Origin of the sequence: Streptomyces sp. NPDC057654, assembly GCF_042800135.1 — a bacterium.
Classification (GTDB): domain Bacteria; phylum Actinomycetota; class Actinomycetes; order Streptomycetales; family Streptomycetaceae; genus Streptomyces.
Genome location: NZ_JBHVHQ010000007.1, coordinates 20,167 through 32,886, shown reverse-complemented (window position 1 = coordinate 32,886; position 12,720 = coordinate 20,167). Strand labels below are relative to the sequence as shown.

The window sequence follows — 12,720 nt, the reverse complement described above, 5'->3', positions numbered from 1 at the left end:
GATTTCCTGCGGGATCTGCCCCCTCGCCGGTGGCTCGTAGCCGTTCTCCGTGGCCCACTCGCGGATCCTGTTGCGCTCCTCTTGAGTCGTCTTGTGTACGACTCGCCTCCTGACTGACGCCGACTGCTCGGCTTCCCGGTCGAGTTGCATCCGATCGATGTCGTGTGCCTCGTCGTAAGCCTTCTGGATTTCCTGCGGGATCTGCCCCCTCGCCGGTGGCTCGTAGCCGTTCTCCGTGGCCCACTCGCGGATCCTGTTGCGCTCCTCTTGAGTCGTCTTGTGCACGACTCGCTTCTTGACCAGTGTGGGCTTCCTGGCTTTCCGGCCACCCTGTAGGTATGGCTTCAGCGCTTCCTTGAACTCCTGCTGCTCCTCAGGGGTGAGATCGATTTCGAACCAGCTGTCATCCACGGCGAACATCTGTGTAACCGCGGCCGGCTCGCCACTGAGATCTGACTCGACAATCTGGATGTTTCGAATGGCCATGCAGTGAGAGTAGCTGACTCACAAGAGCATTGAAAAGCCTGTCGCAGCCGCTCGAGATAAGCGTGTCACTCGCAACCCGAATGATGCTCACAGTCGCTGCTCTTTAGCGTGATAAGCGGGTATTACTGATAAAATCGCAGTAATGAGACGGTATGTCTCGTTCCCCACCGACCGACAGCCCGGACCGAGAGGCCTCCGCCATGTCCACGCTCCATACCGTCGACGACCAGTCGTTCACCGGTGAGGACACCGACCTCTTCGGGCTGCTGTGCCGGCGCCGGGGGTGGTCGGATCAGTTCCTGAAAAAGATCGAGTCCGCCGAGCACGACGAGCTCCTGGGCCTGGCCGAGATGGTCGGGGCCCTTCATGACGCCCGGACCACGGGCAAGAAGGTCACCATTGCCCCCGACTTCGACATGGACGGCATCTCCTCCGGGGTCCTCGGCTACGCAGGTCTGTCCGAGCTCGGCTTCGACGTCGAGCTGCACCTGCCCGACTACCGCCGCGGTCACGAGCTCGCGCCCGAGGACATCGCCGAGATCCACGCGAAGTGGTCCGACACGCGGGTCCTGCTCACCTGCGACGGGGGAGTGAACTCCCACCGCGGTATCGCCGCCGCGCGTGCCCTGGGCTGGACGACGCTGGTGACCGACCACCACGAGGAGCTCGCGCCGGGCTCGACCGCGGACGTCACCGTCGACCCGTGCCGGATCAACGAGACCTACGCCCACAGCGGGATCTGTGGTGCACACGTGCTCTACCAGGTCATCGAGGCCTACACCCGCGTCCACCGGCCCGAGAAGCTCTGGGAGATCCGCCTGCTGCGTCTGTTCGCCGGCCTGGGCACCGTCTCCGACGTCATGCCCGTGCTGTACGAGAACCGTCAGCTGGTGCGCGATGCGATCTCGATCGCCCGCCTGCTGCGCGTCGCCGCGCCGAAGACGAGCCCCAATCCCTGGGGCGGGTTCGACGCTGATCCCGACGCCATCGACGTCGAGCGGTCGATCCTGATGCAGCTGCTGCGCACCGAACCGCACCACCCGGTCTTCCTCCGGGCCTTCGAGGGTTTCGCGATCGTGCTCAAGGCCTTCGCCCAGGTCGGCAAGATCCGGGATGTCGACGACCTCGACGAAGGCTTCTTCGGCTTCTACCTCGCGCCGGCGATGAACAGCCCCCGTCGCACGGGGGCCTCGCTGGATCCGTGCTTCGCGGTGTTCACGGCCGCCGGCGCCGACGTCAAGCTCAAGGCTGCCCGCCAGGTGATCGAGAACAACGAGCTGCGCAAGCAGCTGGTCGTCGAACACACGGATGAACTCACCACCGGGGACCAGCCCCTGGCCCCGTGGGTGTACTTCTCGGACGCCTACCCGGGCATGTACGGACTGCTGGCCAACCGGATGATGGAACGCAACGGTCACCCGGTCGTCGTCGCCGGCCGGCCCGCCGGCCCCGACGATTCCGTCAGCGGCTCCGGTCGCGCGCCGGGGTGGTTCGACATCATCACCGGCCTGGAGCCGCACGACGGTCTCAGCGCCATCGGACACCAGCAGGCCTGTGGCGTCCGTGTCGCGAAGATCGAGAAGCTGGGCGACCTCGTCGCCGTACTGCGGGAAGCCACCCAGGCCGCCCTGCTCGACGTGAGCGCCGACGGCCCGAGCGGTGATCTCGTGCTCGGGCCGGACGCCGACTGCGACGCCGGCCTCGAGGACCTGCAGCCGTTGTCCGAGCTGGTGCGCCGGACCGAGGTACTCAAGCCCTTCGGCCACGGTTTCACTGCTCCGGTCGTCGAGATCGCGATCGAGCCCCTGGGCCTGCGTGTGGACCGGATCGGATCCCGATCGCAGCACCTGCGTCTGGTCACCCGGTCCGGCCTGTCCTGCCTGTGGTGGAACGCCGCCGAGGAGAAGTTCGACATGCTCCGGGGCTTCGTCCAGCGCGCCAGCCGCACCGAAACCGGCACGCTGCGCTTCACGGCGAGGCTGCAGCTGAACACCTTCCGCGGCGACACCCGTGTCCAGGCCGTCATCGACGAACAGATCACCACGACTGCTTGAAACCGGTGGAGGAGATCATGACGACGTCACCGATCGCCTCGCGACTGCTCGGCATCGGGTGGGGCATCCTCGTACCGTTCGTCGCTGTCGCGGTCTACCTCGGTCTCGGCACCGTCGCAGTCCTGCTCGTCGGAGATCCGATCGGCGCGACCACCGTTCTGGGCATGCTGGTTGTCGTCCTGGTCGGTTCGGTGAGGATCCAGCGGCCCTGGCGGTTCGCGCATGCGACGGCGCCGAGACCGAGGCCGGAGATCCCGCGCTTCGGGTGGACCGTCCTCGGCTGTGCGGTCCTGGCCTTCCTCGCCGGCCAGGGCCTGGCCTTGTGGATCTACGTTACGGCCGGGTCCGCCGGCTTCGACGCGTCGAACCAGACCAGGCACGCGGCCGGGACGTCGGCGACCCTGCTGCTCACCCTGATTGCGGCCCCCGCGGGGGAGGAGGCCCTCTTCCGAGGGCTGATCTACCCGCTGCTGCGCAAGCGGGTGGGCATCCTCGCCTCCACGCTGGTCACCGCCGTGGCGTTCGGCCTGCTGCACGGCAACGCCGTGCAGTTCGCCGCGATCCTGCCGCTGGCTGTGCTCCTGGCCCTGGTCTACGAACACACGCGTGCACTGTGGCCCTGCGTGCTCCTGCACCTGGGTTTCAACCTCGCTGCCTCCTGCGTCCCCGCACAGGCGCTCGGCACCCTGGCGAACCCCGTCTGTGCGGTGGCCCTGTACCTCGTCTTCGCCGGTTGGGCCTTGGGGCTCTACCTGCAGGTTGCCGGCAGGACTGCCCCTGGGGCAGTCCTGGGCGCGGGAGGCGAGTCCGCGATGCAGTGAGCGAGATACTCAGCTTCTTCTGAAAGACGATGGTGACCGGGGTGATCCGGTCACCGGGAGTGTGACGGAAAGCACCTGTTCCGTCATACTCATCAGGAGAAGGGAGGATCTGATCATCGCTACCGTCAGCACCTGCACGTATGACTCGCGAGGGAAGCTCGTCCGTCCCGACACGCTCGACATCAGCCGTGCGAAGATCCGTCTGGACCTCGACACTGGTGAGAAGCCGACCTTCGATAGCGGTCACCTGCACCTCTTCGTCGTCTCCGGTATGGGCGTCACGGCCGAACAAGCCCGTGAGCGCGTGAACACGCGACTGCGCCGTTTCTTCGATCGTGCCGAGGCCGTCCACGGCTTCCGCAAGATCGCAATGAAGGGGAGCCGGGGCAAGAACCCGCGCAACCTCAACACCACGATTTCCTACGAGATCCTCTACGTCGTCGAAGCAGACAAGCGATTCCGCAGCCACAGTCCCGGGTCCTCCGATGCGGGATACCAGCGGAGCTGAAGCACGGTCACCCTTGGGCGATGCGCGCCACCCGCACCTCGCACTCATCAGCACATGCAAAGAGGCCGGAGGGGTCCCTTCCCACGGGGATGCTCTCCGGCCTCTTTGTTTTCACGTTCCAGTGCAACATCGATCACCTGGCATGGACGATAGCAGCTGTTGTGTGCCACTCGCAATGAGCGACGAATGGCCTTCCAATGCCTTATCGCGCCGAGTGGAGACTTGTGGACAGACGACTCGGACAGGTGGTCGACTTGCGTTCGGGGGACGTGCCGGGAGCTTTCCCTGAGCCTCAGGGTGCCGCGGACGTGCACGGCCTCCGGTCAGGCTGGGGCTCGGCACGGGTGTTCTGGGAGTCGTACAGTGGCTCGGCGAGGAAGTCCGCATCGACGTGGTCGCTAAGGGGTGCGTCGGGCAGCCAGCTGTACCACGAGACGTGGTACACCCCTGAAAACCGTGTCCGACCTGGGTGAACACCTGCACTGCGAGGATCATTTCCGCATTGGGTGTACCACGTGGGAGGGCCGACGTGGTACGACGTTTTGCCTGGTCAGTCGGTGTTTACCCGTCGTTGTACCACGAGTACCACGATTTTTTTGACTGTTCCCATAGGGGACGTATTCGGGGGTTCAAGCAGCTCCAGTCCAGGCTTACCGGTCTGTTCTGCTATCCCGCCTGTGCGTGTAACTAAGTATCTATTTCCTGGTACAACTGGTACAGGGGGTATATAAACCTCGCCTGACCTGGGGAAACCCCTGTACCACATAGAGAATGACACGTAGTACAGCCCGCTCTTGAACTCCCCAAATCCCTGCTCTGACCTGCGGATATAGGCGTACCACGTCACGTGGTACGCACTCCACATACCCCTATGGGGTATGTGGCCATCCGCCGCCCGGGGTTCTCTTGGAGGGCGTCCGATCGATGCCTTGGCGGCAGATGGCTCGGCCGGTCGGAAGAACTCGCCGAACCTCGACCGCGGGCCGGGCGGCTCACGCCGCCCGCGGGTGTGTGGCCGAGTACGAGGATCTGGTGATGCTGCCGGGCACATGTTCCGCGGAGTTGTCGGTTTCTTGCCCCCCGGCCTGCGGTGCGTGTGGCCAGGCTGCAGCGGTCGAGCGCCCTCTCCGGCCTCTGTCGACGGTCCTTTCGGCTCTCCATTAGTAGCTATTCAGGGCACCAGTCGACTCCCTTGTCTACTGGCGACTCAATCGTTGAAAAAGGGCACTCGAATGACGTAGGGTCAAGATCACGTTTCATTCGATTACGAGTCCGCTCGGCTTCCCACTCATCGCCGGCAGGAACTCGATCATGATCGAGAAAGCAGCAGCATGACGCCTCCTGATGCCCTCATGTCCATACCCGCCGCCGGTTCCAGCGCCGGACCGCGCACCAACCCCGTCGCCGACGTCCTGGCCCGCGTCATGGGGTACTTCTCGAACCGCGATGACATGGCTCCGCAGAACGAGATCGTCACCTACATCACCACCGCTTACCTGGACCAGATCGACCCGGGGAACCCTCCGGCCCCCCGCGTCCTGGAGAAGGAACTGCTGGCGATCATGGGCAGCGTCATCAAGGCCGTGAACTCCAAAGCGGCCATGGCCGCCGAGAGATATCCCCTGCCGAGATACCTGACGTACTGGCAGATCGCGCAGATCCTCCTGCGACTGCACCACGTCATCCGGATCGCACCCAATGCCGGGGGCACCGAGCGTGAGTACGACCTGCTGGCTATGTACCAGCCCACGGGGCACGCGCGCGGGACGTACACCCCCAGCGAGGACGACATCCGCGCCACGGCGCGCATGTACAACACCCAGATGTCCCTCAAGGAGTTCGCCGAGGTTCTGGCCGTCCTGCGCGAAGACAGCCCGCGCCGGCACAAGAGCACGCACCGCGACTTCATCGCCGCGCGCAACGGCATCGTCTTCTACGGCGCCGAGCCGCTGGACGTCACGATCTTCGGCAAGGACTTCCACTTCGAGCCCAAGCAGGTCCACCCCTTCGACCCCGCCATCGTGCTGCTGACCAAGAACGACGTCGACTACGTGGACGACGCCCCACAGCAGGTCATCACGCATCCCGAGGACGGAGACTGGGAAGTCGCCGCCTGGATCAAGGACCTCTTCGACCAGCCCGGTGACGAAGGCTTCGCCGACCTGATCTGGGAGATCATCGGCGCGATCATCCGGCCGCATGTGGTCTGGCGCAAGACCGCCTGGTTCTTCTCGACGGAAGGCAACAACGGCAAGGGCACGCTCTGCGCGCTCATGCGCAACCTCGTCGGCAGCGGCGCGCATGCCTCGATCCCGCTCGCGGACTTCGGCAAGGACTTCGCGCTCGAACCGCTGGTGCGCGCCAACGCGATCATCGTCGACGAAAACGACGTCGGCACCCGCATCGACAAGGCCGCCAACCTGAAGTCGATCGTGACCCACGACGTCTTCACGATCAATCGGAAGCACCGGATGCCGGTCAAGCACCAGTTCTTCGGCTTCATGGTCCAGTGCCTGAACGAGTTCCCCAGGGCAATGGACAAGACCAACTCGTTCTACCGCCGGCAGCTTTTCGTGCCCTTCACCAAGACCTTCACCGGAGCCGAGAAGATGTACATCAGGGACGACTACCTCCAGCGACGTGAGGTTCTGGAGTACGTCTTCTGGTACGCGATCAACCGTGCCGGCACGTCCTCCCCGGGGAACTACTACCAGCTCTCCGAGCCGGCGGGGACCAAGGTGACCCTGGCCGAGTACAAGGAGACCAACGACCCCGTGCGCGACTTCTGGGGAGAAGTCCGCGAGCAACTGGTCTGGGATCTGGTGCCGTTCACGTTCCTCTACGACCTGTACAAGGAATGGCTCGCCGATGTCTACCCGATGGGGATTCCAGTTGCCCACCGGGCGTTCGTCGGCGAGCTCGTGGCGATCGTCCGATCCGATGCCCTGTGGCACTGCCCGGACAAGAACCGCAAAATCCGGCCCGCCTCGCTGATGAACAAGCCCGAGGTGCTCATCGCCGAGTACGAGCTGAAGAAGTGGATGCACCCGAGCTACACCGGCAGTGATCCGAAGAAGAAGTCCCAGCCGGTACTGAAGGCCAACTACCGCGGGCTGCTCCGGCAGGCGGGCGCATCCGCCCCGGCCGACGACACCACTGACGGGCAGGACTGATGCACCCATGACTGAAACCGCCGGCGCACTCGGCGAACTCCCCCGGGCCGTGCTCGAACCCGCCGTGGCCAGAGCCGTCTGATCACGGTGATGTCCGACGTCGCGCGTGGGCAGTGGGTCACCTACCCGATCGTGAGCTCGCAGATCACGTCGGACCCCGTGGAGAAGGCCGGGCGCAGGGATACCTCGCGCCGGCGCTCTCCTCACGACTCCCTCTGAGGCCACGCGCGCCTCTCCGCCAGAGGCCGGCCGTGATGGCCGGACCGACAAAAGGGGATCTCCTCATGACCACACAGCGAATACCCGTCACGGCCTCGACGGCGCGCTTCACCTTCTACGACATCGAGTCGCTGTCGGACGTCTTCACCCTGTGCGCCTATACCTCGCGGCCCGACGAAGCCGTCGACGACCTGGAGATCTTCTTCCTCGCCGACGACCCGCTGCTCTCCGGCGCCGTGGACCCGCAGGCGCTCTATGAGGCCGTGGTGCGCTCCAACCCGGGCTTGCCCGCGGTGAGCGTCCAGCTGTGGAACCTGCGCGGCGAGCGGGGCAACCTCCGCCTGGCCGAACTGATAGGCCTCTCGAACGCGGACCAGGTCAACGACCGCAGTGAGGCCTCGTCCTATCCGGCGAGCCTGCGCCCGGTCTGCGACACAGATCCCGAGTACGACCCGGTGAAACACCCGTTCCTGGCCGGATACAACTCGCTGAACTACGACATGACCATGCTCGCGCTGTACCTGATGGAGACCTTTCCGGCTCCCCACTCCGGTCGTCTTGTCCAGCCGACCACCGCACGCGAGATGCGCGACCACAACGACAAGCTGTTCAACGACCACATCGAGTACATGCCCCGCTACCTCGGCTGGGACGGCCCGGCCGCCAGGATCCGCCGCGCCATGATGCACTCGGGCCGGCACCTGGACGTCGCCCGTCTCAACGAGCTGCAGACCAAGGTGAGCCTCAAGCGCCTGCTCGGAATGCTCGGCCGCCAGATCAAGGAGTCCGAGAAGCTCAGCCACGACACCTCGATCACCGCGGTCCAGGAACTCTACGAACTGCTGGCCTACAACGTCTCCGACTGCCTGGGCCTGGCCCAGCTCTTCCAGCACCCGGCCTACGCCGGCAACTTCGACCTCAAGGCCGGCCTGCTCGCGCGGTACTCCGAGACCGTCTACGCCAAGAACGGCTCGGTACGCCGCGACCGCCTGACCATCGACTCGTCCTCGGCGAAGTTCGTCGGCCGCATCCTCGCGCCGTACACCTCGCTGAACGACATTGAGGCCGTGTCGTACCTCTATCCGGCCGAGGAGGTGGCCGAGGAGCAGGGCGTCCCTCAGATCAACGTGCTCGACGAGTGTGTGCGCTTCTTCGAGGAGAACGTGGCGCCCGACCCCGACGAAGACCCAGCCGCGACGCCGGAACAGGCGAAGGCTCACCGCCAGTTCATGCAGGTCGTCACCTACTACCGTTCGATCGAGGGGCAGAACTTCAACGACTCCGAGGAGTACCGCGAGCTGTTCGGCCTCCCGGCCACGTCGCTGCGCGAGCTGCCGAAGACGCCGAACAACGTGCCCTACTTCCGCCGTGACGCCTCCCCGTCGTCGTGCTTCGCCACGTTCAGTACAGGCGGCATTCACGGCGCGGAAGCGGACATGACGGTCTTCGACGCCGATTCCGTCGAGCACCGGGAACAGACAGCCATGATCGGCCTCGCCAAGCGCTTCTACCCGGACGCGAAAGACTTCGTCGCCGAGGCCAGACGCCAGCACAACCTGCTCGCGCTGCCCGACGGCACAGCCGTCGACAAGCGGCTCGTGCTGCGGGGCTCGGACCCGGAAAAGGTGAAGTACCGCAAGCCGAAGAAGGACGACCCGGACCAGGCCGAGCAGCTCGCGTGTGCGCAGGCCCAAGTGCCGGATCCGGCCCGGCTGCTGGACACCCAGCGCCCGGAAGCTGAGGCAATGCACGTGTGCCTGGCTGATGGGACCGTGCTCGACGGCAGGGTCGTCCTGGCCGCCACCTCGGCGGTCAAGGCCGCCTACCGCGATGAGCCGCCGAAGAAAGCTCCCGAGCTGTTCATCGCGAAGGACGACAATTCAACCAAGCTGCATCCGAGGTTCGCGCGGACCTCAGCAGACCTCGTCATCCACGAGGACTTCACGAGCTACTACCCGAACCTGCTGCGCAATATGAGGGCGTTCTACAATCCCGAGCTGGGCGAGGATCGCTACACGACGATCTTCTTCGAGAAGGAGCGCCTGGGCTTCGAGACGAAGAAGCCGGGGATCTCCTCCGAGGAGAAAGCCCGGCTCACGATCTTGCGCAACGGCACGAAGCTGATCCTCAACTCCGCCTCTGGAGCTGCTGACGCCGCGCACCGGACCCCGATCAGGATGAACAACCGCACCATCTCGATGCGGATCATCGGCCAGCTGTTCAGCTGGCGTATCGGGCAGGCCCAGACGCTGGCCGGCGCGCGGATCATCTCGACGAACACCGACGGCCTCTACTCCGTCGTCGGCGGCGAGAACGGCTTCGACGAGGCCACCAACAACAGGGTGCTCGCCGAGCAGCAGGCCGCCATCGGCATCGACATCGAACCGGAGCTGATGTTCCTCATCAGCAAGGACTCAAACAACCGGCTCGAACTGGAGTCACCCGGTGAGGACCGGAGCATCGCCGACAGCCCGATCATCACCGCCTCCGGCGGGACGCTGGCCTGCCACGCGGGTCCTACCCCGACGAAATCACTGGCCCACCCGGCCGTGATCGACTTCGCTCTGGCCCGCTACCTGCAGACCGTCGCGGGCAGAGGAGAGGAGGCTCTCGCCGAGCCGTTCGATCCCGTGCTGGGCCGGAAGATGATCGAGGAGGCGATCGACCCGGCCGCTCCCATGCGGACGCTGCTGCTGTTCCAGAACGTCCTCGCCGCCTCGCGTGGATCCATCACCTACCCGTTCGCCGCCGACCCGGTCAGCGCCGGGCCCGACCCTGACGAGAACGAGGACACCGATGCGCAGCTGGTGAACCCGCGGGCCCTGCAGATGGTCAACCGGATCTTCATCGTCCACGACGGCACCGCCGGCGCCGTGAACCTGCACAACGCCGGTGCGTGGAAGGTGACCCCGGCCAGCCAGAGCAAGCGGCGCGAATCCGGCAGCGCCGGGGTACGACGTGACCCGATCGCGCTGGAGATCCTGCGCCACCACGGGTGGGCGAAGAACCGCAACGAAGCCAGCACCTCCGACGGCCTCACGCTGCTGCCCGATGACCAGGACGTCGTGATCCGCCGGATCAACAGCATCGACCCGCGCTGGTCGGTGACCGTCGTCAACGACGACCTTCGTACGCTGCCGGCCTTGCGGATCGAGCAGCTCATCGGGGCGCTCGACCTCGACATCTACACCCAGATGCTCGACGAGACATTCACCAGAAACTGGAAGAACGCCGCCTGACCACCGCCTGCACCACCATCGGACCACAGGGTGCCGGGCAGCGTCGTGTCGATGCTGCCCGGTATCTGTGGCTTTCGATAGCCACTGTTGAATAGACCGCCATAAGCCAACTGCTGCGAGTCACAATTGAGATGAAAGACGAGTTGGGCTTGTCGCGACAAGAAAGCTCAGAGGCGTCATGTCCCAAACCGCACGTCACCCCCTGCGAGACCGCCCGGGAAACAGTGTCGGACGCGTCCCGCGTCCGCCCCGTCGCCCCGGGAACATCTCCAACTTCGGCAACGCCGCCACGTGGTGGGGCGCCGTCGACGCAGCCACCTTCAGCTGCCTGGAAGACGATGACAAGGACGCAGGCCTGTGAGTGACCCCATCCAGACGGTCCAGCCCGGTCAGCACTGGCGGCGCAAAAGCGACGGGGTCCTGACCACGGTCATTCACGTGGATCCCCCCTCCCAATTCCGGCGCTCGGTCCATCATCGAGCGCAGCGTCGAACGATCACCGAGCTCGGCCCGTTCCTGAAGAAGTACGAGATCATGCCCTGTACCGGGACGACCGACACCTCCGCCCAGGACGAGACGACCCCCCGCTGATGGCTGGCACACGTGAGAGCACCATTGAGGGCTACCTCCTCAGCCAGTGCCGGGCGCACGGCTTCCTGTGCCTGAAATTCGTCTCACCATCCCGCGGGGGAGTACCCGACCGTATCGTCGTCGCCCCCCGCAACACTGTGTTCGTCGAAGTCAAACGCCCCGGCGGCCGGCCGAGAAAACGGCAACAGCGCATGCACGCCAAGCTGCGCCGCCACGGAGGCGAGGTCCACGTCGTCGACGACAAACCGAGCGTCGACGTTTTCATCGCGCACCTCCTCAAGCCCCCCTCCGACCAACAGAAAGCAGCACCATGACCCGCACATACAAGGCCGCGGCCCAGCAGCCACCGCATGAGACCAAAGAATCCGGCCAGCGCGACGAGTTCTCCTCCGGAACGCTGCGCGCGCCCGACACCGGACGGCCCCGGTTCGACCTGCTCGTCTCCGAAACCGTCCCCTGCGACCAGCACCTGCTCACCCGCTGTGCCGCCCTCATGGAGCGAGGGGCACAGAAATACAGTTCCCGTAACGGGGAGAAGGCCGATTCCCTAGCTGAGCTGGAGGACATCAAGGCCAGCGCATTCCACCACTTCATACAGTGGCTCACCGGTGAGACCGACGAGGATCACGCTGCCGCCGTTGTGTTCGATCTTCTGGCTGCCGAGGCCACCGCGTACCGGATCGGGCAGAGGGTGGAGAACGGCGAGCCGGGGCTCTGATGGGGAACCGCAGCACGAGGATCAACGGGTTCAACGGCCCGCCGTTCCGCCGGCTCACCGGGGCCGACATCCCTCCCGCCTTCGACCAGGAAGCCAAGAACCTCATCCTGGCGGCCATGGACATCGGCTGCATGGGACGGATCTCCTCCAAAGGCCACTGCATCCTGCACAACAACGCCGATGGCACAGCCTCGGTGCCGCCCAAACTGGCCCAGCAGAACCGCACGTCGCAGAACACCAGGGCCAACGTGCGCCGGCTCATGAACGGGCATCATGCCGAACGTCCATCGTCTAACTCCACTCCGGAACCCAGACCGGCCCAAGAAATCACAGTGGCCCAGGCGTTCCTCCAGCACAGCACGGCCTTCACCGTCTGGTTTGACGCCCAGGGAGGCAGCCTTCCCGCGGATACGCCGCTGAGGGTGACCTTCGGCGAGTCCGGTCAGCCGTTGTTCGAGGTCGTACGCACGGCTGGAACCGCGGCCGAGGCCGCATCCACACTCCAGGAACGGGAGCCCGGATGCGGGGCCCGCCGGCGGCCCTTCAGCACTGCGGCTGCTGCGGACCCGCGTCGTCGAGTCCACCGCGATCGCGCCGCGTCGGTCCCCACCACCACAACCGACTCCGACATCACGCCCGGGACGCCGCAGAAAGCGAAGTACGACATGCCAGCACCCACGCACCGGACAGCACCGGCTGGCACAGCCGAACAGCCAGACGACCCGATGGCAGTGCTGCAAAACGTGCGGGAAGCCCTCGGGCCCGACCCCCGCGTCACCCAGCTCGAAGCAAGGGTCGCCGGGCTGGAGACTGAGGCCGCGCGGCAGAAACAGCGAGCCGACGAGGCGCATGCCCGCCTCGCCCTCATCCGCGAGGCACTCCATGCCTGACCACTCACTCGAAGAGAAGGG

10 protein-coding genes are annotated in these 12,720 nt (G+C 65.3%); 9 read left to right on the top strand and 1 reads right to left on the bottom strand.

The window, feature by feature from the left end:
* Positions 1-486, bottom strand: a 486-nt coding sequence (locus ACFU99_RS01540; protein WP_384384160.1) for an Lsr2 family protein, incomplete at its 3' end; no start/stop codon positions are given.
* Positions 487-686: 200 nt separating this feature from the next.
* Here ACFU99_RS01540 and ACFU99_RS01535 point away from each other — a divergent pair.
* The 9 genes from ACFU99_RS01535 to ACFU99_RS01495 all read left to right on the top strand — a co-directional run bounded on the left by ACFU99_RS01535 (position 687) and on the right by ACFU99_RS01495 (position 12,699).
* A complete protein-coding gene (locus ACFU99_RS01535) occupies positions 687-2,540 on the top strand; it encodes a DHH family phosphoesterase (RefSeq protein WP_384384157.1) in 1,854 nt (617 codons plus the stop codon).
* Positions 2,541-2,557: 17 nt separating this feature from the next.
* Positions 2,558-3,361 carry a CPBP family intramembrane glutamic endopeptidase gene (locus tag ACFU99_RS01530; protein WP_384384155.1) on the top strand — a complete coding sequence of 268 codons (804 nt, stop codon included), beginning with the start codon at positions 2,558-2,560 and terminating at the stop codon, positions 3,359-3,361.
* Positions 3,362-3,422: 61 nt separating this feature from the next.
* Complete coding sequence (locus ACFU99_RS01525; protein ID WP_384384153.1) at positions 3,423-3,869, top strand: hypothetical protein; 447 nt, start codon at positions 3,423-3,425, stop codon at positions 3,867-3,869.
* Between the two features lie 1,352 nt (positions 3,870-5,221).
* Positions 5,222-7,042, top strand: coding sequence for a phage/plasmid primase, P4 family (locus tag ACFU99_RS01520; RefSeq protein WP_384384151.1), 1,821 nt, complete (start codon positions 5,222-5,224; stop codon positions 7,040-7,042).
* A gap of 284 nt (positions 7,043-7,326) precedes the next feature.
* Positions 7,327-10,500 carry a hypothetical protein gene (locus tag ACFU99_RS01515; RefSeq protein WP_384384149.1) on the top strand — a complete coding sequence of 1,058 codons (3,174 nt, stop codon included), beginning with the start codon at positions 7,327-7,329 and terminating at the stop codon, positions 10,498-10,500.
* A gap of 357 nt (positions 10,501-10,857) precedes the next feature.
* The gene (locus ACFU99_RS01510; protein ID WP_384384146.1) at positions 10,858-11,091 is read left to right on the top strand and encodes a hypothetical protein; all 234 of its coding nucleotides are present in this window, start codon (positions 10,858-10,860) and stop codon (positions 11,089-11,091) included.
* Positions 11,091-11,405, top strand: a complete 315-nt coding sequence (locus ACFU99_RS01505; protein WP_384384143.1) for a VRR-NUC domain-containing protein — start codon at positions 11,091-11,093, stop codon at positions 11,403-11,405. The genes ACFU99_RS01510 and ACFU99_RS01505 overlap by 1 nt, the downstream gene beginning before the upstream one ends.
* Complete coding sequence (locus ACFU99_RS01500; RefSeq protein ID WP_384384141.1) at positions 11,402-11,809, top strand: dATP/dGTP diphosphohydrolase domain-containing protein; 408 nt, start codon at positions 11,402-11,404, stop codon at positions 11,807-11,809. Before ACFU99_RS01505 ends, ACFU99_RS01500 begins: the two co-directional genes overlap by 4 nt.
* Positions 11,809-12,699 carry a hypothetical protein gene (locus ACFU99_RS01495; protein WP_384384138.1) on the top strand — a complete coding sequence of 297 codons (891 nt, stop codon included), beginning with the start codon at positions 11,809-11,811 and terminating at the stop codon, positions 12,697-12,699. The genes ACFU99_RS01500 and ACFU99_RS01495 overlap by 1 nt, the downstream gene beginning before the upstream one ends.
* Positions 12,700-12,720: the final 21 nt, after the last annotated feature.